This is a genomic window from Bacillus sp. Bwzl_19 (assembly GCF_054900515.1).
This window is the reverse complement of sequence record NZ_CM142729.1, coordinates 173,381-199,100: the sequence shown is the minus strand read 5'-3', so window position 1 is coordinate 199,100 and position 25,720 is coordinate 173,381. Positions and strand designations below refer to the sequence as shown.

Annotated in this window: 20 protein-coding genes, 5 tRNA genes and 2 pseudogenes; 12 read left to right on the top strand and 15 right to left on the bottom strand. The window is 47.4% G+C overall.

What is annotated here, in order from left to right:
* Positions 1-345: 345 nt before the first annotated feature.
* The 10 genes from glmM to ACW5MY_RS01090 form a co-directional block, all read right to left on the bottom strand.
* The gene (glmM, locus tag ACW5MY_RS01135) at positions 346-1,692 is read right to left on the bottom strand and encodes a phosphoglucosamine mutase (RefSeq protein WP_013350853.1); all 1,347 of its coding nucleotides are present in this window, start codon (positions 1,690-1,692) and stop codon (positions 346-348) included.
* Between the two features lie 17 nt (positions 1,693-1,709).
* On the bottom strand, positions 1,710-3,140 hold the full coding sequence (locus tag ACW5MY_RS01130) for a CdaR family protein (protein WP_013350852.1): 1,431 nt from the start codon (positions 3,138-3,140) through the stop codon (positions 1,710-1,712).
* Positions 3,133-3,954, bottom strand: a complete 822-nt coding sequence (gene cdaA, locus ACW5MY_RS01125; RefSeq protein ID WP_013350851.1) for a diadenylate cyclase CdaA — start codon at positions 3,952-3,954, stop codon at positions 3,133-3,135. Before cdaA ends, ACW5MY_RS01130 begins: the two co-directional genes overlap by 8 nt.
* Positions 3,955-4,119: 165 nt before the next feature.
* A complete protein-coding gene (gene rsiW / locus ACW5MY_RS01120) occupies positions 4,120-4,746 on the bottom strand; it encodes an anti-sigma-W factor RsiW (RefSeq protein WP_014469641.1) in 627 nt (208 codons plus the stop codon).
* A 13-nt stretch (positions 4,747-4,759) separates the two neighbouring features.
* Complete coding sequence (sigW, locus tag ACW5MY_RS01115; protein WP_003156766.1) at positions 4,760-5,323, bottom strand: RNA polymerase sigma factor SigW; 564 nt, start codon at positions 5,321-5,323, stop codon at positions 4,760-4,762.
* A 232-nt stretch (positions 5,324-5,555) separates the two neighbouring features.
* Positions 5,556-5,627: transfer RNA gene (locus ACW5MY_RS01110), tRNA-Gln, on the bottom strand.
* Between the two features lie 4 nt (positions 5,628-5,631).
* Positions 5,632-5,716: transfer RNA gene (locus tag ACW5MY_RS01105), tRNA-Tyr, on the bottom strand.
* Positions 5,717-5,735: 19 nt separating this feature from the next.
* Positions 5,736-5,808 (bottom strand) — tRNA-Thr (locus ACW5MY_RS01100).
* A 5-nt stretch (positions 5,809-5,813) separates the two neighbouring features.
* A tRNA-Val gene (locus tag ACW5MY_RS01095) sits at positions 5,814-5,889 on the bottom strand.
* 3 nt (positions 5,890-5,892) lie between these two features.
* Positions 5,893-5,964: transfer RNA gene (locus ACW5MY_RS01090), tRNA-Glu, on the bottom strand.
* 181 nt (positions 5,965-6,145) lie between these two features.
* Between ACW5MY_RS01090 and ACW5MY_RS01085 the strand changes: the two genes are divergently transcribed.
* The 12 genes and pseudogenes from ACW5MY_RS01085 (at position 6,146) to ACW5MY_RS01030 (ending at position 19,715) form a co-directional block, all read left to right on the top strand.
* On the top strand, positions 6,146-6,598 hold the full coding sequence (locus ACW5MY_RS01085; protein ID WP_014471375.1) for a 2-thiouracil desulfurase family protein: 453 nt from the start codon (positions 6,146-6,148) through the stop codon (positions 6,596-6,598).
* An 18-nt stretch (positions 6,599-6,616) separates the two neighbouring features.
* Positions 6,617-7,092, top strand: a pseudogene (locus ACW5MY_RS01080) (GNAT family N-acetyltransferase).
* 99 nt (positions 7,093-7,191) lie between these two features.
* Positions 7,192-8,121 (top strand): N-acetylmuramic acid 6-phosphate etherase, encoded by a 930-nt coding sequence (murQ, locus tag ACW5MY_RS01075; protein ID WP_013350847.1) that lies wholly within the window; start codon positions 7,192-7,194, stop codon positions 8,119-8,121.
* A gap of 143 nt (positions 8,122-8,264) precedes the next feature.
* Positions 8,265-9,632, top strand: a complete 1,368-nt coding sequence (locus ACW5MY_RS01070) for a PTS transporter subunit EIIC (RefSeq protein WP_013350846.1) — start codon at positions 8,265-8,267, stop codon at positions 9,630-9,632.
* A 17-nt stretch (positions 9,633-9,649) separates the two neighbouring features.
* Complete coding sequence (gene pbp4b / locus ACW5MY_RS01065; RefSeq protein ID WP_013350845.1) at positions 9,650-10,933, top strand: penicillin binding protein PBP4B; 1,284 nt, start codon at positions 9,650-9,652, stop codon at positions 10,931-10,933.
* Between the two features lie 46 nt (positions 10,934-10,979).
* Positions 10,980-12,890, top strand: a complete 1,911-nt coding sequence (locus ACW5MY_RS01060) for a glycoside hydrolase family 3 protein (protein ID WP_013350844.1) — start codon at positions 10,980-10,982, stop codon at positions 12,888-12,890.
* Between the two features lie 15 nt (positions 12,891-12,905).
* Positions 12,906-14,150, top strand: a complete 1,245-nt coding sequence (locus tag ACW5MY_RS01055; RefSeq protein WP_013350843.1) for an exo-beta-N-acetylmuramidase NamZ family protein — start codon at positions 12,906-12,908, stop codon at positions 14,148-14,150.
* Between the two features lie 138 nt (positions 14,151-14,288).
* A complete protein-coding gene (gene btr, locus ACW5MY_RS01050) occupies positions 14,289-15,884 on the top strand; it encodes a bacillibactin transport transcriptional regulator Btr (protein ID WP_289394107.1) in 1,596 nt (531 codons plus the stop codon).
* An 87-nt stretch (positions 15,885-15,971) separates the two neighbouring features.
* The gene (locus tag ACW5MY_RS01045; protein WP_289394106.1) at positions 15,972-16,928 is read left to right on the top strand and encodes an iron-hydroxamate ABC transporter substrate-binding protein; all 957 of its coding nucleotides are present in this window, start codon (positions 15,972-15,974) and stop codon (positions 16,926-16,928) included.
* 19 nt (positions 16,929-16,947) lie between these two features.
* Positions 16,948-17,955, top strand: coding sequence for a FecCD family ABC transporter permease (locus ACW5MY_RS01040; RefSeq protein ID WP_014469629.1), 1,008 nt, complete (start codon positions 16,948-16,950; stop codon positions 17,953-17,955).
* A 1-nt stretch (position 17,956) separates the two neighbouring features.
* Complete coding sequence (gene feuC, locus ACW5MY_RS01035; protein WP_038462564.1) at positions 17,957-18,967, top strand: iron ABC transporter permease FeuC; 1,011 nt, start codon at positions 17,957-17,959, stop codon at positions 18,965-18,967.
* Positions 18,964-19,715: pseudogene (locus ACW5MY_RS01030) on the top strand (alpha/beta hydrolase). Before feuC ends, ACW5MY_RS01030 begins: the two are co-directional and overlap by 4 nt.
* Here ACW5MY_RS01030 and ACW5MY_RS01025 read toward each other — a convergent pair.
* From ACW5MY_RS01025 to ACW5MY_RS01005, 5 genes are all read right to left on the bottom strand, one after another.
* Entirely contained in the window at positions 19,704-20,645 is a 942-nt protein-coding gene (locus ACW5MY_RS01025) for a bile acid:sodium symporter family protein (RefSeq protein WP_289394439.1), read from the bottom strand. The pseudogene ACW5MY_RS01030 and the gene ACW5MY_RS01025 sit on opposite strands and share 12 nt — an antisense overlap.
* 150 nt (positions 20,646-20,795) lie before the next feature.
* Positions 20,796-22,268: a SulP family inorganic anion transporter gene (locus tag ACW5MY_RS01020; protein ID WP_044051890.1), complete on the bottom strand. Its 1,473-nt coding sequence runs from the start codon at positions 22,266-22,268 to the stop codon at positions 20,796-20,798.
* Between the two features lie 195 nt (positions 22,269-22,463).
* The gene (locus ACW5MY_RS01015) at positions 22,464-23,510 is read right to left on the bottom strand and encodes a zinc-dependent alcohol dehydrogenase (protein WP_289394105.1); all 1,047 of its coding nucleotides are present in this window, start codon (positions 23,508-23,510) and stop codon (positions 22,464-22,466) included.
* Positions 23,485-24,435 (bottom strand): inositol monophosphatase family protein, encoded by a 951-nt coding sequence (locus tag ACW5MY_RS01010; protein WP_013350834.1) that lies wholly within the window; start codon positions 24,433-24,435, stop codon positions 23,485-23,487. Before ACW5MY_RS01010 ends, ACW5MY_RS01015 begins: the two co-directional genes overlap by 26 nt.
* Positions 24,432-25,700: an aspartate aminotransferase family protein gene (locus tag ACW5MY_RS01005; protein WP_013350833.1), complete on the bottom strand. Its 1,269-nt coding sequence runs from the start codon at positions 25,698-25,700 to the stop codon at positions 24,432-24,434. Before ACW5MY_RS01005 ends, ACW5MY_RS01010 begins: the two co-directional genes overlap by 4 nt.
* Between the last annotated feature and the right edge of the window lie 20 nt (positions 25,701-25,720).

Genomic DNA, 25,720 nt, shown 5'->3' with positions numbered 1-25,720 from the left:
TTGGAAGATCATGTGATTTCCCTTTGTTCGGAGAGTCGCCCCTCCGGTTTAAAGAAATCCTTACGGCTGTGATCTAAATGAATCAGCCGGGAGGCATCCGCCGAAAATTCGATAACCTCCATCCTCGTCAACTAAGCCGTTTTTCGGGCGCTTAGTTCGGGCGCTATAATTATGAAAGATGCAAACAATGCCGCCTTTCCTATAAATGAAAAACAAAGGCTGAACAAGCTTGATTTTACAACATGTGCCAAGGACGGTCAATTATTTTTTTCCGTCCCGGCATCATGTTACTATCATTTTATGCTGATCTCACTTGTCTTGTTCGCTCTCTGTTTATAAACTTCGCTATTCCGCTCCCATTTCTGTCCGCACGACATCCACGATTTTTGTGACATATTCGTCACAAAGCTCTTTTGTTCTTGCTTCCGCCATTACACGGACAAGCGGCTCGGTGCCTGACGGGCGCACTAAAATCCGGCCGTCTCCGTTCATTTCTTTTTCCACTTCAGAAATGACGGCCTTCACCTTAGCGTTTTCTTCTACCTTATATTTATCCGTCACTTTCACGTTTACTAAAAGCTGCGGGAATTTTTTCATTTCACCAGCAAGCTCTGAAAGGGTTTTCCCCGATGCCTTCAGCGTATTCACAAGCATGATCGCCGATAAGAGCCCGTCGCCGGTAGTGTTGTAATCAAGGAAAATAAGGTGCCCTGACTGCTCGCCGCCGACATTATAGCCGTCTTTTTTCATCGCTTCTACGACATAGCGGTCACCGACTGCCGTTTGGATGCTTTTGATTTCTTCTTTTTCAAGCGCTTTGTAGAAACCGAGGTTGCTCATCACGGTTGATACGACTGTATCATCCTTCAGACGGCCTTCTGATTTCAAATACTTCGCGCATATGTACATGATCTGATCGCCGTCCACGATGTTTCCTTTTTCATCAACGGCAATGAGGCGGTCGCCGTCTCCGTCAAACGCAAGGCCGATATCGGCATTTTTTTCTTTGACGAAAGCACTCAGCGCTTCCGGGTGTGTAGAACCGACGCCGTCATTAATATTTAAGCCGTTCGGAGACGTTCCCATTGTAGACACGTCAGCATCAAGATCGGCAAAAAGGTGTGTCGCAATGGAAGATGTCGCACCATGGGCGCAGTCAAGCGCTACGTGAATGCCCGTGAAATCCTCATCCGCCGTCTGCTTTAAAAATTGCAGATACTTTTGAACGCCTTCAAAATAATCGTTCACAAGCCCGAGGTCCGCGCCTGTCGGTCGCGGAAGTTTGTCTTCCGGTTCATCCATGAGACGTTCAATCTCGGCCTCCTGCTCGTCAGAAAGCTTAAAGCCGTCTCCTCCGAAAAATTTAATTCCGTTATCCTGTACGGGATTGTGAGAAGCGGAAATCATGACGCCCGCCTCAGCATCCATCGCTTTTGTTAAATAGGATACCCCCGGCGTAGAAATAACGCCGAGGCGCATCACTTCAGCTCCGATCGATAAAAGTCCGGCGACAAGGGCTCCCTCCAGCATATGTCCGGAGATACGTGTATCGCGGCCGATCAGCACTTTCGGGCGCTGTTTATCTTTGGTCAGGACATAACCGCCAAAACGCCCCACTTTAAAGGCCAGCTCTGGCGTAAGCTCGCTGTTGGCAACACCTCTTACACCATCTGTTCCAAAATACTTGCCCATTTTGTATCGCTCCTTTTTCATTCTGTTGAAGATGAATCAGCACTTGATCCGTCTTCATCCTGGTCTTGATTTTGATCCTGGTTTTGACTTTTATTCTGATCGCTGTCAGTGTCTTCCTGGTTCTTGTCTTTGTCTGCGCCTCCGCTTGTGCCGTCTTTATTGCCGGAATCAGCGGAGCCGCCGTCATTTTTATTTGAACTTGTGTTTTTCTTAGAAGTCAGCCTGATCTTAACCGTGTCTTTTGACAAGGACCATGTGACATTTTGCGGCCCGTTTACTTCAAGCTTTACAGAATGCTCTCCGTCATCTAAGCCCGAGACATTGGCATACAGCTCAATGTCCGACTTTTTCAGCGCCTTAATGTTGGACGGAGAGCCTTTGGCCGTAATATTGATCGCCCGCGATTCAGGGTCGAGAAACTCAATCCGCTGCGAGCCTCCCAGTCCGACCGTCTTGATTGGGACATTGCTAAAATCCTTTTTGTCTTCACTGTCCACCTTAACATGAAGGGTAATTTTCCCCGGTGACACCTTTGTGACACCCTTAGGAAGCGGGATGTCGGCATCGACATCCGTATCTTTATCAATTTTGTCTAAATCAAGAGATACACCGTCGATAAATTCAAGTGAATCCAGCACATCCTGCGGGCCGTAAACCGTCACCTCACTCGGATTCGAGTCAATGCTCGCAATGCTCACCCCGTCAGGAAGACTTCCCTTCCTTTCAATTTTGAAAGGGAGCTTTTTGCTCGGGCTGGCCACGGGAACCGTCACTTTAATGACTGACGGTTCAACATCAACAGGAAGTGCGTTGCCGTCTTTGTCATAGACGGTCACCTTCACTTCCCTATCAATGGTCTCATTTGCATTTTCAAGGTTCACGGATGCTTTGACAAGCGAAATGTTGTCAATCACATTTTTCGAACCCGTAATCTGTACGTTTTTCGGGCTGATAATCGGCTGCTGGGGCGTATATCCCTTTTTCATTTTGCTTTTATTGTAGTATTCAACTTCAACCGGAAAACTTTCAGCCGTTTTTTCCTGAATCGTAACCGTCGTGACTGACGGGTTAATGGATATCGTCAGTCCGTCCGATACATTTTTCGCCTTCAATTCGACCTTATGAGTCCCGGTCTTCAGCTTATTCATATCAGCGTATATCTCAAAATTCTTCGTCTGTCTCGCCTTTTTCACCGCGCTTGTCGAGCCTTTAATCGTGACATTTACGGTCTGGGGCACGCCGGTGACTACGTAATTCGCTTCATCATAGTACGCTTTTACAGGAATATCAGTAAGCGTAGCCTCGTCAGTCGTTGATGTCGGAAAAAAGGATTCCCCCGGCTTTTTCGGAGTCGGCGCCTGGTTGTTGTTAACCGCCACATAAAGCAGGAGCGCAAAGAGCAATGCAATGATCTTTACAGCCCAGCGGTTGTTTAAGAATTTATCCATTTTTCTTGCCCCTCCAGTACCAGCGGTTAGAAGAAGTATCTCTGGCGTTTTTCTTAAACTCGGCTTCAAGCATTTCTTTCAGTGCTTCTTCCGTCAATTCTCTGCGAAGGTCTCCGTTTTTGGCCACACTGATGGCGCCCGTCTCTTCGGATACGATAATGGTTAAGCTGTCCGTCACTTCACTGATGCCGACAGCCGCTCTGTGCCGCGTCCCCAGCTCCTTTGAAATAAACGGGCTTTCAGAAAGCGGCAGATAACAGGCAGCAGCCGCAATCTCGTTATTTTTCATAATGACCGCTCCATCGTGCAGCGGCGTATTCGGAATGAAGATATTTATCAAAAGCTCCGAGCTGACCTGCGCATTAAGCGGGATGCCCGTCTCAATATAATCGCCCATTCCCGTGTCGCGCTCGATGGCGATGAGAGCGCCGATGCGGCGTTTCGCCATGTAGCTGATCGATTTTGTAATCGCTTCAATTGTCTTATGCTGTGCTTCCTCCACGGGGGTGCCGCTCCTTGAAAAGAACCGGCCCCGTCCGAGCTGTTCAAGCGCCCGCCTCAGCTCCGGCTGGAATATAATGATAATCGCTAAAAATCCCCATGTTATCGCTTGGTCCATCAGCCATTGAAGCGTGCTGAGTCCCAAATATGAACTGGCCATCCGGACCAATACGATGACGACGATTCCTTTTAAAAGCTGAACCGCCTTCGTTCCGCGTATGACCATGATTAATTTATATATCACATACCAAACAAGGAGAATATCAACGGCATTGCCGAGGTATTGCAAAAATGGGATGTCCTCAAAAGCCATTTCCTCGTCCTCCAAGAATTCAGTCATTTCGTTTTTCCGTTATGAATTGTGCTGCATGAGCAATATGTACATCATATAGCGTGCTCATTATACCACATTTTGATTTCTCAAGTGAAATGAGCCAGCGTGGCAATCCGTAAAAAAAGAGTAAAGCGATTATACGCTTTACTCATCTTCATTCGGGTCTAAAGCGCTCACAACGCCCTGACCCGCCGATTTCAGTTCGTACCAGACCCAGTCAAACAATTGGTTAATTTCTTCAATCTGCCCGGTGACTTGTCCGGCTGAGGCCATGTATTTTTCTCCGTTGACGACGGTCACATTGCCGTCGACCTTACCTTTAATGACCAGCTTGCCGTTTTTTACTGTGACATCACCCTTTACGGTCTCGCCTTCAGGGACGGTGACCGTGTGATTCTGTACGACAAGGTTCGGCTGCTTGGACACACTGAAATTGTGGTCGTTATGCCAGCTGTTGAAAAAACCGCCGCCCATTAAAATCACAAAAACCGCTGCGGCTGCAATGATCGGATGAGTTTTGATCCATCGTTTAACAGAAGCGCGCTTTTTCTCTTTTGGAAGATTCGCCATAACTTTGGCAGTAAAATCAGCAGGGGCTGTGACATGCGATGTGCTTCGGACGAGCGCTACGGATTTCTCCATTTCATGGAAATGCCGCTTGCAATTCTCGCATGACCGCAAATGTTGTTTTAATACGTTTTCATCTTCAGGAAGGATATCTCCATCAAGATGCTTATGCATAAGCTGCACGATCTGTTCAGGACAGCTCATTTCATCACCCCACTTAAAGATCTCTCAATTGTTTTCTAAGAGCCTCTCTGCCTCTGTGAATCCTTGTCTTGACGGTGCCGACAGGGATATTCAGAATCTCCCCGATTTCAATTAAAGAGAGTTCGTCAATATACTTTAATACAATAACCGTTCTGTACTTGTCAGGCAGCTTTAAAATCTTTTTCTGAATTGTGTCAGACAGCTCCAATGACAATACGGCGTCTTCAGGGAGAACCCCATCCGCAGCGATCTGCGAATACATCGTCAGCCCTTCTGCTCCCGCCACTTCTGCGTCCAGATAGTAATCAGGCTTTTTCTTGCGGATGCGGTCAATGGTCAGGTTGGTCGCAATTCTGTAAAGCCACGTTGAAAACTTTCTGTTGATATCGAAACTGTCGATATTGACATACGCTCTGATAAAAGCCTCCTGCGCAATATCTTCCGCTTCGTGGACATTGCCGAGCATGCGGTAGCAAAGCTGGTAAATCTTATCTTTATAAAGGTCAACGATTTCCGCAAACGCATTTTGATCGCCTTTTTTGACTTGCTTAATTCTTTTTTTAATCAGGTTTTCCATGTTTTATCTTACCTCTGCCCTTCACCGGTCTGTATCTATACGTTGATTGTTTTAAAAGGTTTCATTTTTTTATTACATTTATTTTACCAAATTTCAGGCAGGGTGTAGATGGAAAATACAGAATATACTGCCTTAACAGCAGCTTAAAAATAGTATATCTGATGAACAATTGGAAATCGAGGTAAAGCACCGATACATAAAAAAAGACACCTTATGCAAAAGGTGTCTGAGACTGGGCTAGCTGGATTCGAACCAACGCATGACGGAGTCAAAGTCCGTTGCCTTACCGCTTGGCTATAGCCCAAAAATGGTGGAGGGGGACGGATTCGAACCGCCGAACCCTGAGGGAGCGGATTTACAGTCCGCCGCGTTTAGCCACTTCGCTACCCCTCCGTATTTTTCAGAAAAACAGTGCCGGCCAGAGGACTTGAACCCCCAACCTACTGATTACAAGTCAGTTGCTCTACCAATTGAGCTAGGCCGGCAAATATGGTGGAGGATGACGGGCTCGAACCGCCGACCCTCTGCTTGTAAGGCAGATGCTCTCCCAGCTGAGCTAATCCTCCATATGACCCGTACGGGATTCGAACCCGTGTTACCGCCGTGAAAGGGCGGTGTCTTAACCGCTTGACCAACGGGCCGTTGTGTCCGCGTCGAGCTGACAAAAGTTATTATATACAGGTTGTACCCTATTTGTAAAGAGAAAAATTATTTTTTTTATTTTCAAACTTTTTTACCCGTTTTTTAACTGAAAAACTCATCCCTTCTTTCTTATTTCATTTAAGATGGAGGTATCATAAATATTGAAGGGAATGGACACAGATGATCTTAGTCAGCTCTTGTCTCGGCGGTATCGAATGCAGGTATAACGGCTCCCACGCCGCTTCGGAAAAAATCCTCAGACTCGTGGATGAAAAGAAAGCTGTTATGGTCTGCCCTGAACTTTTGGGCGGCTTCACCACTCCCCGCGAACCGGCGGAAATCATCGGCGGCACGGGCGAAGATGTGCTGAACGGAACGGCGAAAATCGTAACGGCATCTGGTGAAGACGTTACCGCTTTATATATGGCCGGCGCGGAAAAAACACTGGCATACGCAAAAGAAATAGGCGCCGGCACGGTCATCCTTAAAGAAAACAGCCCATCCTGCGGAAGCAGCTTCATCTATGACGGAACTTTCTCAGGGAAAAAGATCACCGGGGACGGCATCACTTCCGCTCTTTTAAAACGGGCAGGCTGCCGTGTGTTATCAGAAGATGAACTGGATCAATTATAAAAAAGGAGAGAAGATATCATGGATGTAACCCTGTCTTTTTACAAACCGGAGCATGCAGACAGGCTGAACGGGTTTGTACTCAGTGAAGAAGATAAAATGTTCTCCGCTCTCCCGAAAGATGTCCTGCCGCAGGCGCTTGTCATCCGGGATCGTTATCCCACAGTCATTTTAAAAGAAGACAGCCCAGTCGGTTTTTTTATTTTACATACCTCAAAAGAAACCATCGCCCCATATTCGAACAACGTGTCTGCCATTTTACTGAGCGCGCTGTCATTACATGCGTCACAGCAGGGAAAAGGTTATGCCAAACAGGCGATGCTGCAGCTTCCCGCTTTTATCGCAAATTATTTCCCTTGGTGTGATGAAATCGTGCTTGCAGTGAATCATCCAATCATCGTGCACAGAACTTGTACCGGTCTTCCGGTTTTATTGATAAAGGGCGGCGCAGGATCGGCCCGATCGGCGAACAGCACATTCTGCATCATTTTTTGTGAAAGCGTTTCATTATTCATCTTTTCCCTGCCGATTTTTCTTGAAACATATATTCAGAAGCCCATATACTTCAAGTAATAACGACTTGGGAGGGTACATTCATGACAGACCGGCTTAACATTCACAGATTGACCACAGAAACAAGAAATCCAGAGACCGCTTCAATCCATCAAGCAGACACGATGGAAATCCTCCGCATCATTAACCGAGAGGATTTCAAAGTGGCGGACGCCGTTCAGCAGGTGCTGCCTGATATTGAAATTGCCGTTCAATTTGCCCATCAGTCATTGCGGCGAAACGGCAGGCTGATTTATGCGGGAGCGGGCACAAGCGGCAGACTTGGTGTACTGGATGCGGTTGAATGCCCGCCTACATACAGCGTAAGTCCCGACACCGTCATCGGACTGATGGCCGGAGGGGCAGACGCCTTTTTGCAAGCGGCTGAAGGAATCGAAGACAGCGAGGAAACCGGCGCTCTTGATCTCAAGACAATCGGGCTTACCGAAGACGATACCGTGATCGCCATCGCGGCAAGCGGGCGCACTCCGTATGCGGCCGGTGCGCTGAAATATGCAAAAACAATCGGCGCCAAAACCGTCGCGCTCACATGCAATAAGCACTCATTGATCAGCACGTATGCCGATCACAGCATCGAAGTTGTCGTCGGCCCCGAAGTGATTACAGGGTCAACACGAATGAAAGCGGCGACGGCACATAAAATGATTCTGAACATGATTTCCACCGCCGTGATGATTAAAAGCGGCAAAGTGTACGAAAATTTAATGGTGGACGTTCATGTCAGCAATGAAAAATTGAAAGAACGGGCAATCGGCACCATCCAAAGCATCACGGGCGTGCCGTACGACAAGGCAAGGGAAACGCTTGAGGCCTCAGGCAGCCATGTCAAAACGGCGATCGTCATGCTGAAGACGAATTCGGACGAAACACACGCAAAAGCACTTCTCAAAGAAGCAGAAGGCTTCATTGACAAAGCCATTGAACAGCATATTTCAAGAGAAAAAAACCGCTGATCATCCCTTGGTCAGAACGCCCCAGTCAATGATCATAAAGTGCTTTACGAGCCCGCGCCGTTTTCATGATCGGCGCAGGCGCTTTTAAGACGCGTTTCAGGCAAAGCTCCGCGGGAAAATTGTACTGAAAGAGGAGGGTTTCCATGAGCAAAGAGGCATTTTATCATGCGCTGGCCAAAGATATTCTGGACAATTGCGGCGGTTCATCCAATATTTCAGGCTTTACCCATTGTATGACACGCTTAAGAATTACACCTTTTGATCAGGACAAAACGGATATTGAAGCGCTGAAACGGCTTGACGGAGTAATAGGCGTCGTCGAGGCCGAAACCCTGCAGATCATTCTCGGCGCGGGTGTCGTCAATCATGTCGCCGACGCTTTCGCAAACCTTATGTCACCCGGAAAAAACATTGATTTAAAAGAAGCCGCCTCACGGAAAAAAGCTGATCTCAACAGAAAAAACACAACACCCATCACCCTGTTTCTCAGAAAGCTATCAAGCATCTTCATTCCTCTTATTCCCGCACTCATTGCATCAGGTTTAATCACCGGCATTACGAAAGCCGTCATTCAGGCCGGCTGGCTCCCGAAAGAATCCCAAATCGCGCTTATATTAACGGTTATCGGTTCAGGCTTATTTGCTTACCTCGGCGTCCTTGTCGGCATCAATGCGGCGAAGGAATTCGGCGGGACACCCGCGATGGGCGGCCTTGCGGGGATATTGATCCTTAACCCTGAGATCGCCAATATCAGTTTGTTCGGAGAGAATCTGCTCCCTGGCAGGGGAGGATTAATCGGCGTGCTTTTCGCCGCGATTTTTATCGCTTATACCGAGCGGTTGATCAGAAAGTACGTCCATCAATCCATCGACATTATCGTTACGCCTACATTGTCTTTGCTTATCACCGGGCTGGTAACATATGTCGTCTTTATCCCTGTAGGCGGTTTTATTTCTGATCTGATTACATCAGGCTTATTGTCGCTATTGAATGTCGGGGGAGCAGTGTCGGGGTTTGTATTAGGGGCCGCCTTCCTGCCTCTTGTCATCACCGGGCTGCATCAGGGCTTGACTCCCGTGCATCTGGAATTAATCCGATCAATCGGAGATGACCCGCTTCTCCCGATTCTCGCGATGGGAGGCGCAGGTCAAGTAGGCGCAGCCTTCGCCATCTTTATGAAAACAAAAAAAGCCTCATTGAAAAGAGCGATTGGAGGCGGACTTCCATCAGGTCTGCTCGGAATCGGGGAGCCGCTCATCTTCGGCGTCACACTCCCGCTCGGCCGGCCGTTTTTAACAGCGTGTTTGGGCGCGGGAATCGGCGGCGCCTTTCAAGCCCATTTTCAAGTGGCCACTTTTTCAATCGGTGTCTCCGGCCTTCCGCTCTCATTTCTCGTACAGCCGGCCCAGATCGTTTTGTATATCATCGGTCTCTTCATCTCTTACGCGGCGGGCTTTGTCTTCACTTATGCTTTCGGGTTTACGGATGACATGGCTGCTGAATTTGATTAGCCGGGAGGAATCAGAATATGAAAACACTGGCAGCCGCCATACTCACAATGGTCATCAGCTTTTCTTTTCTGCCGCAGCACAAAGCCTTCGCCCAATCCAAATTATACGATACAGCAAAGCTCAGAAAGGTTGATCAAATGATTGAAAAAGACATTGCAGCAGGATTCCCGGGCGCCGTCCTCGTCGTCGTAAAGGACGGACGAGTGATAAAAAAGAAAGCATACGGCTACAGCAAAAAATATGATGGAAACGTTCTTTTATCTCATCCGAAAAAAATGAAAACATCAACTATGTTTGATTTAGCTTCCAATACAAAAATGTACGCGGCGAATTTTGCATTACAGCGCCTCGTCAGTCAGGGGAAGCTTGATGTATATCAAAAAGTCTCGGCTTACCTTCCCGATTTCAAAGACAGAAAAAGCGATCCGGTTCAAGGGAAAGACCGCATACGCGTCATTGATGTGCTCCAGCATCAATCCGGTCTTCCGGCAAGTTTTTATTTCTATCAGCCTGACACGGCGGGCCCTTTTTATTCACAACAACGGGACAAAACGATCCGTTTTCTCACCCAAATCCCGCTTGAATACAAACCGGGGACAAAGCACGTATACAGTGATATCGGGTACATGCTTCTCGGATGCATCATTGAAAACATAACCGGAAAAACCCTCAATGCTTATGCGGAGCAAGAACTGTATAAACCGCTGAAACTGAAGCATACCCTGTTCAATCCGCTGCAAAAAGGCTTCAAAGAAAAAGCATTCGCAGCCACTGAACGCTTAGGCAACACGCGTGACGGGGCCATCCATTTTCCTCACATCAGGACGTATACGCTGCAAGGGGAGGTTCACGACGAAAAAGCTTTTTACTCAATGGGAGGAGTGTCCGGCCATGCAGGACTGTTTTCCAGAGCTGATGACATGGCCGTCCTTCTTCAAGTCATGCTGAACGGCGGCACTTACAAACACGTTTCTCTCTTCAATAAACAAACGGCTGATCTGTTCACAACGACGGCTTCATCTGACCCGACTTTCGCTCTCGGCTGGCGGAAAAACGGCAGCCCTGATATGGAGTGGATGTTCGGTCCTTATGCAAGCAGGCAGGCTTACGGCCATACCGGATGGACCGGCACCGTCACGATCATTGACCCCGCTTATAACCTGGGGATCGCACTTTTGACCAACAAAAAGCATTCCCCCGTCGTCAGCCCCGGTGAAAACCCCAATGTTTTCGAAGGGGATCTTTTCCCGACCGGAAGCTACGGCAGCGTTGTAAAGGCGATTTACGAAGCCATTGAATGACACCCCAAGTCTTTTGTCTACACTATGACGACAGGAGGACATCATTATGAAACTTGTCATCTCAGCTGTATTACTGTTGTTCATTGTTTCCGGCACACATCATGCATCGACAAAACCGGACATTCCGTCACAGGCGGAACAAGCGGTATCCCGCATGACATTAGATGAAAAACTGGGGCAGATGCTCATGCCTGATTTTCGAAATTGGCAAAAGAAGGGGCAGTCATCCCCTCAGGCTCTTACCCAAATGAATGACGAAGTCGCAGGGCTTATTCAAAAGTACCGGTTCGGCGGCGTTATCTTATTTGAAGAAAATGTAAAAAGCACTGAGCAAACGGTCCGCCTGACAGATGCCTTTCAAAAGGCGAGCCCTGATATTCCACTTTTATTAAGCATTGATCAAGAAGGCGGCATCGTAACAAGACTTGGTGAAGGCACTCATTTCCCAGGCAATATGGCACTCGGAGCCGCGAGAAAAACAGCTTACGCGTCCCAGACCGGCGCCATAATCGGGAAAGAACTGAAGGCACTTGGCATTAATACGAATTTCGCTCCCGTTCTCGATATCAATAATAATCCCGGAAATCCGGTCATCGGCGTCAGGTCATTCAGTTCAGACCGTGATCTGACAGCATCACTCGGCCTTGCCTCAATGAAGGCTCAGCAAAAACAGGATGTCGCTGCCGCCGTCAAACATTTCCCGGGACACGGCGATACGGATGTCGACAGCCACTACGGCCTCCCGCTTGTCACCCACAGTCAAGAAAGGCTGCGTCAGATTGAACTTTATCCGTTCCGGAAAGCCATTCAGGCCGGGGCCGATATGATCATGACAGCCCATGTGCAATTTCCCGCTTTTGACGATACAACTTATAAAAGCAAACTGGACGGTTCAGACATCCTCGTACCCGCCACACTCTCGAAAAAAGTGATGACTCATCTTCTCCGTGAGGAAATGGGATTTAACGGCGTCATTGTCACGGATGCATTAAATATGAAAGCCATTGCCGATCATTTCGGCCAGGAAGAGGCGGTCGTCATGGCCGTAAAAGCAGGAGTGGATATCGCTCTGATGCCGGCCCAAGTGACATCGCTGCAAACGGAAAACCGCTTTGCCCAAGTTCTTGCCGCTTTAAAAAAGGCGGTTCAGAAAGGGGAAATACCGGTTCAGCAAATTAACAAATCGGCGGAACGCATCATTTCCCTGAAAATAAAAAGAGGTATATATCCCGCGAAAGAAACAAGTCTGAATAAGAAGGTCGCAAAAGCAAAGCAAACCGTCGGAAGCAAAAACCATCTGAAAGCTGAAAAACAAATCGCGGAAAGATCCGTCACCGTCTTACAAAACAAAAACCGTACCCTTCCATTCAAACCGAAAAAGAACAGCCGCGTTCTCATTGCCGCTCCTTATGAAGATCAAACAGCATCCATGGAACAAACCATCCGGCAGCTCATCAAGAAGAAAGAGATCCGGCCGGTAACCATCAGTAAAATGAACTTCGCCGAGCGCACATTTAATGATGAGTATAAAAAGCTCGTATCCGACGCCGATTACGTCATTACAGGCTCATATGTCGTGAAAAATGACCCTGTCGTAAATGACGGCACCATTGACGATTCTGTCACAGATCCCGGCAAGTGGACGACCGCATTTCCGCGGGCCGTCATGAAATCCGCACAATCGAACCATAAACCCTTTGTGCTGATGAGCCTTCGTAATCCTTACGACGCCGCTAATTTTGAAGAAGCTGAAGCCCTTATTGCAGTCTACGGCTTTAAAGGATATGCAGACGGACAATTTCTTCAGCCAAACATTCCGGCAGGCATTGAAGCGATATTCGGACAGACAAAACCGAAAGGCAGGCTGCCCGTTGACATTCCTTCCGTCACTCACCCGGGAACGACGCTGTACCCTTATGGCTTCGGAATTAATCTAAAAAACGGAAAACCGCTTTAAACAGGAGGGCTGATCATGAAAACACAAACGGCTGCGCTTCTCGCCGGATTAGTCGTCATCAGTGCCATGACGGCAGTCTCGGCGGCTTCTGACAGAAATTCACACACTGCCAAGAAACCAAGCATCGAAACAGGCATCGACCGCCTGCTGAAAGATTATAAACAAGAACTGAAGGGAAAAAGGATCGGGCTGATCACCAATCCGACCGGTGTGAACTCAACATTGAAAAGCAGCGTTGACGTGCTTTACGAGGCACAAGACATTCATTTGACGGCATTATTCGGACCGGAGCACGGTGTTCGCGGGGACGCTCAGGCCGGAGACAAAGTCACATCCTATATAGACGAAAAAACAGGGCTTCCCGTCTACAGCCTTTACGGAGAAACGAGAAAACCGACGCCTGACATGCTGAAAGATACGGATGTGCTGATTTTCGATATTCAGGATGTCGGAACGCGATACTACACCTACATTTATACAATGGCCTATGCCATGGAAGCGGCCAAAGAAAAAGGCATTCCTTTCTATGTCTTGGACCGGCCGAATCCGCAAGGCGGACGAAATCCGGACGGCCCGGTTCTTGAACCTCATTACGCTTCATTTGTCGGACTTTATCCAATCCCGCTGAAGCACGGCATGACCATCGGCGAGCTTGCTCTCTTATTCAATAAAGAGTTTCATATTGGCGCCGACCTCACCGTCGTAAAGATGAAGCGCTGGAAACGGACGATGACGATTGAAGATACCGGTCTGCCGTTTGTCCTCCCTTCGCCAAACATCCCGACCCCGGACAGCATATTCGCATATTCGGCAACAGGCTTAATTGAAGGCACAAATGTATCTGAAGGAAGAGGCACGACGAAGCCGTTTGAACTTATCGGTGCGCCTTATATGAAGAGCACAGAGCTTGAAGAACGCCTTAACAGCCTCAAGCTTCCCGGCGTCACCTTCAGAGCCGCTTCATTCATCCCCAGCTTCTCCAAGCATCAAGGCAAGCTATGCCACGGCGTACAAGTCTACGTAACAAACAGAAACACATTTGAAGCGGTAAAAACAGGGCTCTCCATTCTGAAAACCATGCATGACTTATATCCGAATGACTTCTCATTCCTGCCGACAGGAGCTTTTGACAAGCTGATCGGCAACGGCTGGGTACGCAAAAAAATAGAACAAAGCGCTTCCATTCAAGACATCATCAGCACATATCAGCGCCGGCTTGATCAATTCGAGCCCGTAAGAAAGCAATACCTCATATACTGACAAGATTCGTGTTACACGTGTAACATTTTGACGTGTTTTGCATTTCCGCCTTTTTATAGGAAAACATTCATTTATTTGGTACAATTCAAATGATAACAGTTATCATTTAAATGAATGTTTCCTAAAAGGTGGTTTCTCATGAAAAACACATTATTCTTTCACCCAATTGATATCATCTCCGTAAAAAAAACAGCCGACCTTCTGTCAGAGCATCAGCTCACTGATTCCCCCGTACTGATCTTTCATGTGAAAGGCGAGGGAAAAATTGATATCGGAACAGACAGCGTCCCGCTCCAGAAGGAAACACTCTACATCTGTCCTCGTGATGAGACATTCAATATTGACCCTATACCGTCAGACGGCATCCATTTGTATATCGTCAGACTGCGTGTTTTTTCCTATTTATCAGACGAAGAAGCGATGCTTCCCGTTAATGGGGGAGACATCTTTCACGGACTCCAGCAAATGAATTTGCAGACGGTTGAACATTTAACAAGCAGGCTTCAGTCACTTTCCGAAAATGTGCAATCAGCAGACGCATTGCAGAAAATGAAATCAACAGCCGACTTTCAGCAGCTGATGTACGACCTGTATGCCGCAAAAGTGTGTCATCAGAACAATACGAAAGCGGCGATCGAACAGACAAAACAATTCATACATGCACAATTCGACACAAAAATCACGCTCACCCAGCTTGCGCAAATGGCGGGGATCAGCCCCAAGCATTACAGTGAATCCTTTAAAAAGCTATATGGGCAGAGCGTAACAGAATATATCACAGACATCCGCATGACCAATGCAAAAAAGCTGATGGCCAAAGCCAGCTGCAAACTGCGGGAAATCGCTCATCAAATCGGCTACCAGGACGAATTTTATTTCAGCCGCATCTTTAAAAAACATACAGGCAGCTCACCTACAAGCTATATGAAAAAAAGACGCACAAAAATGGCTGCGTACGGGAAAGAAATGATGGGGCATCTGATCCCGCTGCATCACGTGCCTTACGCTGCGGCGCTTCACCCGAAATGGACGGCCTATTATTACAAACAATTCTCTTCCGACATTCCCGTTCACCTGAGCGCTTACCGCTACAACGCAGATTGGGAAGAGAACTTACATACGCTGTCTCAAGCTGCGCCTGACATCATTTTCAGTCTGGATTCTGTCAGTGAAGAAGAAAAACAGCGCCTGAATGATATCACCGAAGTTTTCTACCTGCCGACTCAAGACAATTGGAGAGATCAGTTTCTGCGCACAGCCGCTTACCTGAATGAAGAACAGGAAGCAAAGCATTGGCTTGAAGCCTATCAAAGCCTTGCGCAATCAGCGAAGGATTCGCTTCAACACTTGCGGCATCAGCGTTTCTTATTTGTCCGTGTGTACAAAGAAAATATGTATATCGCCCATAACAACAGCATTGAGGAAGTCTTCTTCGGCGATTTAGGCTTTGCCTCCGCAAAACCGGAATCCTTTGCTCCTGACGAAAAGATTTCATTGGACATGCTGGCGGATTGCCAAGCTGACTGCATCATGCTGTTTACTTGCAAAGAACCGGAAACACTTCGCTATTTTCAGCGCATTCAGCAGACCGAGATATGGCAGAACCTTAGAGCCGTCAGCAATAAACGCGTGTTTCCCATTTCATCCGACCCGTGGATTGAATATTCTCCAAGCGGCCATCAGCGGATCATTGAGCAAAGCATTTCCATTTTTTCCGAAGATCGTCCATGGTAATACCGGAAATTGTCCATGGTCTTATCTCTGTTCATTCTCTATAATTCCAATTGATAATAGTTATCAATTGAACAGGAGGAACAATAGATGAAGAAATTGGCATTCGCTTTCATGATTTTGCTTTTGGCTTTCACGGCCGCGGCTTGCGGAAGCTCAGAAACATCTGATACAGCAAGTAAAGGAAAGGACGCTTCTTCAGATAAAAAGAAAATCGAATATCTCAGAAAAACATATGAAGTCAAAGCGCCGACTGACAAAATCGCCATTACAGGCAGCGTAGAGTCAATGGAAGACGCCAAATTACTCGACGTCCATCCGGCAGGAGCGATTTCATTCTCCGGCAAATTCCCGGAACTGTTTAAAGATATTACAGATAAATCCGTATCAACCGGTGAAAAAATGCAGCCGAATATGGAAAAAATTCTTGAGCTGCAGCCGGACGTCATTCTGGCATCAACCAAATTCCCGGAAAAAACATTGAAAAAATTGAGCGGCACCGCTGAGACCATTCCTGTCTCTCATATCTCATCAAACTGGAAAGAAAACATGATGCTGCTCGCCCAGCTTACCGGTAAAGAGAAAAAAGCGAAAGAAATCATTGCCGATTACGAGCAGGATCTGAAAAAGACAAAAACAAAGATCAACAGCAAAGCGAAACAGTCAAACGCGCTGGTTATCAGAATCAGACAAGGCAATATTTATATTTACCCTGAACAAGTTTATTTCAACTCCACGCTTTACGGTGATTTAGGTCTGAAGGCGCCGGCCGAAGTCAAGGCGGCGAAAGCGCAGGAACTGATTTCTCTTGAAAAATTAAGCGAAATGAATCCCGACCATATCTTTGTACAATTCTCTGATGATGAAAACGCGGATAAACCGGACGCATTGAAAGATTTAGAGAAAAATCCGATCTGGAAGAGCCTGACGGCAGTCAAAAAAGACCATGTATACGTCAATACGATTGATCCATTAGCTCAAGGCGGAACCGCTTGGAGTAAAATCCGCTTCTTACAGGTTGCGGCTGATAAGTTGACTCAAGACTAATAAAGAGTAGGTTTTTCACATGTATGCAAAACGGCGGACACACATTATTATCATCGCTTCACCGATTGCCATTGTTCTGTCGCTGCTGCTTTCCGTTTTATATGGCGCAAAGCAGCTTGACGTCCATACCGTGTTCTCCGCATTGCTGCACTTTAATCCGGAGAATACCGACCATCAGATCATATGGCATTCAAGAATCCCAAGGGCTGCCGGCGCGATGTTTATCGGCGCCGCCCTTGCTGTTTCCGGAGCGCTCATGCAGGGAATCACACGGAACTATCTGGCCTCGCCTTCGATCATGGGTGTGTCGGATGGCTCCGCTTTTATCATTACCCTTTGCATGGTATTGCTCCCTCAATCGACATCCATTGAAATGATCATATACTCGTTCATCGGTTCCGCTTTCGGCGCCGCCCTTGTTTTCGGGCTGGCCTCCATTCTCCCCGGCGGTTTTACCCCGGTGCAGCTTGCCATTATCGGAACGGTGACCAGTATGCTTCTCAGCAGTCTGTCGGCTGCGCTTTCGATTTATTTTCAAATCTCGCAGGATCTCAGTTTTTGGTACAGCGCGAGACTGCATCAAATGAACCCTGATTTTTTGAAACTGGCCGTCCCGTTTTTCGCTATCGGAATCATCACAGCCATGATTCTCAGCAAAAAGGTCACAGCCGTATCATTAGGAGACGACATTTCAAAAAGTTTGGGACAGCAGAAAAGAACTATCAAACTCATGGCGATGGCGGCCGTTGTCATATTGACCGGAAGCTCGGTGGCGCTCGCCGGAAAAATTGCCTTTGTCGGTTTGGTCGTTCCGCACATCACACGCTTTCTCGTCGGATCAGACTACAGCAGGCTGATTCCCTGCGCGTGCATCATCGGCGGCGTCTTCCTGACCCTTTGCGATCTTGCCAGCCGATTGATCAATTATCCGTTTGAGACACCTATTGAAGTTGTTACTTCTATCATCGGTGTTCCTTTCTTTCTTTATTTGATTAAAAGAAAAGGAGGGGATCAGCGCGGTGCGTAAAATGGCCGGAATTTATCTCATACTGATTGTTCTCATACTGCTCGTAAGCTATTTCAGCATGACAAGCGGTTCTTTTTCCGCAAAGCCGGGTGAACTGCTCAGCACGCTTTTCCACATCCATCCGAATCCTCAATATGAAATTTTGCTGTTTCAGCTGAGGCTGCCGCGCATTGTCATGGCGGCTGCCATCGGACTCGGTTTGGGGATAGCCGGAACCGTTATTCAGGCCATTACCAAGAACGGGCTGGCCGATCCCGGTATTTTAGGCATCAATGCCGGAGCCGGAGCGGGAATCGTCGCGTTTATGCTTCTGTTTCAGGGGCAATCTGAAGCGACGGCGCTTGCCTCCGCCATGGGCATGCCTGTCTTTGGCCTCATCGGAGGATTGATGGCGGCCGTGCTGATTTATATTTTCGCCTGGCACCGGGGCCATTTGGAATCCGGCAGAATTATTCTCGTCGGAATCGCCATGAATTCCGGATTCAGCGCGCTGTCTCTATTTCTTTCATTAAAAATGGACCCGCAGGACTATGAGATGGCGATGGTCTGGAAGAACGGCAGCATCTGGTCGGCAAACTGGATGACCATTACGGCGATACTGCCGTGGCTGATCGTGTTCATCCCTCTGCTGATGGCGAAAACGTCATTGCTGGATACCATACGTTTCGATGAGGACACGGTGAAAAGCCTCGGTGTTTCATCCAATAAAGAAAAAACCATTTTACTCGTTGCCTGCATCGCTCTGATCAGCGCATGTGTGACCGCAGCGGGCAGCATGGCGTTTGTGGGACTGATCGCGCCTCATATTTCCCGCAGGCTTGCCGGAATTGAACACAGATATTCATTACCGGTCAGCGGACTGGTCGGCATGCTTCTCGTCATATCCGCCGATTTCGCGGGCAAATTGTTTTTTCAGCCATCAGAAGTGCCGGCGGGCATTATTCTGGCGATTCTCGGCGTTCCTTATTTCTTTTTTCTGCTGTTTAAGCAAAAAAAGGGATTGGATGCATGAGAGGCACACTCACAGAACACCGGATAAACGGAAAGGAATGCACGGTGTATCTTCCTCCCTCCTATTCGGTTCAAACCAAGGCTTTACCCTGGGTTTACGTACTTGATGGGGGTGTTTTGTTTTTAGAGCAGATGGAGAAGCTTGAATTCCAATTTACGAACGGAACACTCCCTGAATTGATTTTCGCCGGCATCAAACCGGATAACAGGCTCGATGAGTACACACCATGGCCTGCGCCTTCCCTGAGCCCTGCGTTTCATGATTTCGGCGGCAAAGGGAGCCTCTTTCTTGAAGACCTGACAAATACCATCATCCCAACGGTTGAAGATATGCATCACATGTCTCCAGACCCGGGAACAAGAGGACTGATCGGCGCGTCATTAGGCGGATTGTTTTCAATGTACGCGATGTTACAGAAGCCTGAGATATTCGGCAGAATCGGCTGTATCTCCGGGTCCTTCTGGTATGAAAAATCGGCAGACTATGTCCGCTCCGCACCTTTGCGGCAGACACGGCAGCGCATCTATATGTCTGTCGGCAGCCGTGAAGCTGAGCATAAAAACAACATCCAAAACACTATGGTCAGACAAAATAGAGACGTGCATGAAAGCATGAGGCAAAAAGGCTTCTCTCACTCTCAGCTCTGTTTCACGATTGAAGAGGCGCCGTGCACCATCAAGAAGCGTTCAAAAGACAATTCATTTCAGCTCTAAGCTGGCTGTACGGAAAAAACCGCTCACGTGGCTGAGCGGTTTTTTTCATACTTCATAACGACCGGCTTAAGTTCAAAGCGCCTCAGCAAATAGCCGAATAAAGCGGCAAGGATTTGCTGAAAAAGCATCCCGATGACGACCGGAACCGCCACTTGCGACGGAAAAAACGAAACGGCGAGAACGGCCCCAGCACTGATATTGCGCATGCCTCCCGTATAAATCAGAGAGACAATTTCATCCTGGCTCCGCTTCAACAGCCTTCCGATCAGCCAAGCCACAGCATAACCCGTCATGGCAATAAAAAATACCACGGCCGCAATGCCCGCAAATTTGATATCCAAGTGCGTAACATACGGCGCGATTTCCGAACTGTTAATGGCAATGACTATCATCAGACAGAGTTTTGAAAAAGGAGACAGCGTCCGGCTTATCGCCTGAGTCCTGACCGGCGGGGAAAACTGGTTGACCATCATCCCTGCGATAGACGGAAGCACCACCATTTCCAAAAGCCCTTTCATCATTCCCCACACATCCATCTGGACATTTGCCCCGGCCAGGACAGAAAGGCTCAGCGGCACGATAAAAGGAGACAGTACGGTATCAACCAGGATTATAGACAGCGTCAATCCGACATTCCCCTTATACATCGCGGCCCAAATCAAACTCGTAATTCCGGTCGGAACCACCACACCCATTATCAGCCCCGTCACAGTTAAAGGGTCACCGCTGAATATCAGATGACCGCTTCCCCATGCAAAAACAGGCATGAAAATATGCAGAACAAACAATGCCATGATCATCGGGAGCGGCTGCTCAATACTTCGCTTCAGCGATTGAAAATTGGCACTCAGACTGCCCGTAAATGTAATAAAAGCAAAAATCCACGGCACAGCGCCGGCCATCCAGCTGATATGCTGAGATAACAGCACACCCGCCGCCACACTTGACGGAGTCAAAAGCGGCATGATTCTCCCCAACACTTGGTTCATCTTCTGAAGCCACATCATATGCAAGTCTCCTATATACGGTTTTCAAGTCTCATTCATTATAACAATGCACTCCGGCAAATTTAACCGAAAAAAAGCCCGGATATATTCATCCGGACTTCACAAATTCTATGCCATTTGCTTCATTAAATCTCGGCTTTTCTGATTTAATCCCTTTAATTCAGCCTCAATTCCGTATTCTTTACATTTGGCGACAATTTTCTCAAGAGCCGCCGCTCCTGAATCATCCCATACGTGGGCACCTGTCAAATCAATGACAATCCGTTTCACACCTTCATCATAATCGATGGCATTCATCAGCTCAGATACAGAAGCAAAAAAGATCTGTCCCGTTACCTTATATGTTCTGACATCTTTCTGTTCGGAATGTGATACAATCTTCAGCTTAGAAATTTTAGCCGTGAAAAAGATTGCGCTTAATAACACACCCACGAAAACACCCTTCGATAAATCATTTGTCAGGACGACCGTCAAGACGGTAATAACCATAACGATTGAATCCGTAAGAGGCGCTTTCCGCAAGCCTTTAATCGATGACCAATCAAAAGTGCCGATGGACACCATAACCATCACGGCCACCAGCGCAGCCATCGGAATTTTCACAACGATACCGCTTAATACGGCAATTAAAAACATCAAAAACGCTCCGGCCGTAAAAGCTGATAACCGGCCGCGTCCGCCGGCTTTCGTATTAATGACGGACTGGCCGATCATGGCGCATCCGGCCATCCCTCCGAAAAATCCGTTCACAATATTAGCGATTCCTTGTCCGCGGCTTTCTTTGTTCTTATCACTATCCGTATCCGTCATTTCGTCAATGATCTGGGCCGTCAGCAATGACTCAAGCAATCCGACGAATGCAAGCGCCAGTGAATACGGGAAAATAATCCGCAATGTCTCAAACGTCCACGGAACATCCGGTATCAAGAAATGCGGAAGTGAACTTGTAATTCCGCCCATATCACCGACTGTGCGGACATCCGCATGGAAAACCACCGCAATAATCGTCATGACAATAATCGCCACCAGCGGAGACGGCACGGCCGTCGTAACCTTCGGCAAAAGATATATAATAGCCAGTGATCCGGCGAGCATGGCGTACATCACCCAGGATGCCCCTTTGAACTGCGGCAGCTGCGCAGAAAAAATCAAGATCGCCAAAGCATTCACAAATCCAATCATGACCGAACGCGGAATAAATTTCATTAATCTCGCTATCTTACTGACCCCGAGAACAAATTGAATAATACCTGTCAAAATGGTTGCCGCAAACAAATACTGCAGTCCGTAATCGGCCACCAAAGTCACCATTACTACCGCCATCGAACCTGTAGCGGCTGAAATCATTCCCGGTCTGCCGCCGAAGATCGAAATAATAATCGCGATGCAAAATGATGCGTAAAGGCCGACCATAGGATCGACACCTGCAATAATTGAAAATCCGATTGCCTCAGGGATCAGAGCGAGAGCAACCAGAATACCGGCCAGAATGTCTTTACGGACATTTCCGAACCATTGCTGCTGTAATGTATAATCTTTCAAATGATAACGACTCCTTTTTACTATAAAAATCCGCACCATATCAGTTGGAAGCATTGATTTTATCTGGGGAATATGGGGACGGCTTACGGAGCAAAAGAGGACGCGCTCAGAGTATAATGTCGTTGGGGAAAGGAATTGTTAACAAAGAGTATCATATTAAATTTTTAATAAATCTGCAAGACCGGATAAATAAGAAAGAAAAACGGCCCTCATTTGAGCCGTTTTCGCCATTTTTTATAAAAGTCCCGGATCAGACACAAGAATGGTTTTTATCGCGCTGATATCCTTTCTCTCTTTTGTCACCGGATCGATGCCCATGAGATGATCAATGGCTTCTTCATAATTCTTCAGTTCCGTCTTTTCAGTAATGAAATCATAGAGCTGCGGAAGGTCGGACGCACATGCCAACGCAGCCTCCATGATCTGCCGGGCTTCACCTGTGCCCACAATCGTCACGCCGTTTGACAGCAGCTGGTACGGCCTTACCGTCATCTCATACGTATCATCAAAGCCCATCGGCACAATTCTGCCTCCCTTTTCAATGAAAGGATAAGCCCAATCGAGCTGATTGCCGATCGCATCAAAAATCACATCAAATTTTCTTCCTTGATTAATCCGTTTCACTTCATCCACAGTTAATGCTTCAGGATGGTAGACATAATCCGATATCCGGCTTGCCGCCTCACTCCGAAAGCTGCCTATTTCAGTCGCGACCGTCAAACGCGCCAGTTTTTTCACCATCATTTGCACAAGCAGTCCGATCGGCCCTGAACCCAAAACCAAAACCGAATCCTCCGGCTGAATCGAAGCCTTATCCACAACGTTCAGCACACAGGAGAGAGGTTCAACCAATGTGGCCCGTTCCCATTCCATGGAATCCGGAATTTTGTACATGAACCTGTCTTCCCCCACGTAATATTCCGCAAACGTCCCATGCGCCCCGATTCCAAGCTGCCATTCCTCGAAGGTTTCGCAATAACACGTCAGCCCTCTCCGGCAATAATGGCATTTCCCGCAAAACTGCGTGGGATCTATCACGACGCGGTCTCCGACTTTTACATTTGTCACGTCCGGCCCGACTTCCACGACCGCTCCCACCGATTCATGCCCCATAATCATATGATGGGTTGCATTCATTTTTCCTTTCAGCACATTTAAGTCCGTGCCGCAGATACCGGTGCCGAAAATTTTCACCTTCACATCATTGGCTTTTCGAATTTGAGGCTCGTCCACCTCTTGATATTCAAGCTTATCATTAGGAGTCCAGACCAACGCCTTCATATCTCTCTTCCTTTCTGCCCCAGCGGATTTGGTCTAATAATGTCTGATGAAGCTCCTTCGTTGATGCAGCGATACATGATTGCTGATTCTGGTAACTTAAATCTGTCAGAAGTGTGTCGTCTAAAGACCGGCCGTACGCATCCGTAATGACCACTCCCGCTTTCTTCGCCAAAAAGACGCTCGCGGCAATATCATAAGGAAATAAGTGCAGCACCTGTCCGTTCCCGACCTGCTGAAAATCTGAAAGCAGCTTCGGATCATCTTTCAGCAGACGATTGCCGATATCCACATAAGCATCCATCTGCCCCGTAATAATTCGTGAAATCGAATAAGAAGCGCTGTTGAAAACAAAGACTCCGCCGTTATTGGCCGACTGGTCAATCAAATGGCCGTATGCGTCCGTCATCAGCTGCGCCGGATGCCCGTTAAACTCAAGGCTCCAAAACATATTTTTAATATCCTGCACTCCGCTCAAATTCGGCAATTCTCCCTGATACCCTTCAAATTGAATGGTATCGCTGTAAATATCACCGTACATATAAGCGCCTGATTTCAATTCAAGTAAAAAAGCAAATTCGATATCCTTAATTCTTGCGTTTGGCTTATAGGAAGCAAGCGCAATCGAAATACATGACATTTCAAGTCCCGCGGCGGCCGGGCGCGTTCCGTCTATCGGATCTACAATTAAAATATATTGCGGATTCTCTCCAATCAGCTTGAGGCCGCCATCCTCCGTGTAAAAAGCAACCGGATGGCCCTTTTCTTGAATATAATCCAGCACCGCCTCCTCAGCAGCGGCGTCTATATTAAATTGAGCATCGCCTCCGGGGGAATATCCGTTTACGAGCCGATTTTTCAGCGTGCCTTTTTGATTTTTCACCTTTTGATAAACATATTGTCCAAGCTCAATGATATAGTCTCTCACTTGATTTCCTCCAATAGCTTGCGAAGTCTGTAGCAGAGCACCTCAGCTTCACTAAGTGTAATGGTTAAAGGCGGACGGATTTTAAATACATTTCCGAATCCGTAACGGGATGTCCGGAGAATCAGTCCGTAATCCATCGCCCGTTTGGCAATATAATTGGTCAGCTCCACATCAGGTTCATTGTTCTCTTTGACAATCTCAACACCGATCATCAGACCGACGCCTCTTACTTCAGAAATAAAAGCAAAATCCTCTTTCATCGTTTCTAAGCGGTCCATAATATAATTTCCGACCGTCGTTACGTTTTCCAAAAATCCTGGACGCTGCATGATATCTATGGTTTTACACGCGGCTGCAGCGGCCATCACATTAGATCCGTACGTAAAGGAATGTGTATATCCCGGAAGTCCGGTATACTTCTCCTCCGTCAGAGTGGCGGCAACTTGAAAGCCTGTGCCCCCGAGCCCTTTTGCTACGGTCATCATATTGGGTTTCACATCGAAATGGTCCGCGGCAAACATTTTACCCGTCCGTCCGAACCCGGTCTGAATTTCATCAAAGATCAGGGCGATATCATGTTCATCACATAGCTTTCTCAGCTGTTTAAAATACTCTTTAGGCGGAACGACGTTTCCTCCGTTTCCGGATATCGGTTCAATAATCATGGCGGCAATTTTTCCATTGCTCGCATACTCAATAAAATCATTAATTCTTTCTACGCACAGCATACCGCACGAATCAGGTTTCTGATTATAAAAACAGCGGCTGCAATAGGGATCAGGTACTTGTAGGCCAAAAGAGATTTGCGGCGGGAAAGGTTCTTTTCTGAATGAGTTGCCGGACAAAGCGGATGTCATATAGGTTTGTCCGAGGTGGCTTCGAAATAAGGAGATGACGTCGGTTTTCCCGGAGTAATACTGAGCCATTTTAATAGCTCCTTCATTCGCACCGGAACCGCTGCTGACTTTAGGGTGTACTTTTGTGAGATTATCGGGGGCGATTTCGACTAGTTTTTCTGCTAGTTTATTTACGGCGTCTGTTTGAAAGGACGATGTCACATGGATCAGCTTATCGGCTTGATCTTTAACCGTATCAATGACTTCTTTGTTACCGTATCCTAAATTCAAGTTAAACGTGGCAGAAGCACAATCAATATACTCATTACCTTCTTGATCGTACAGGTAAATCCCTTCTCCGCGCTCCATTACTACATCGTCAACACTGTAATACAAGCTGTCTGGATTCGTGATTTCCTTCGTTCCCACAAATACCACCCCTATGAAAT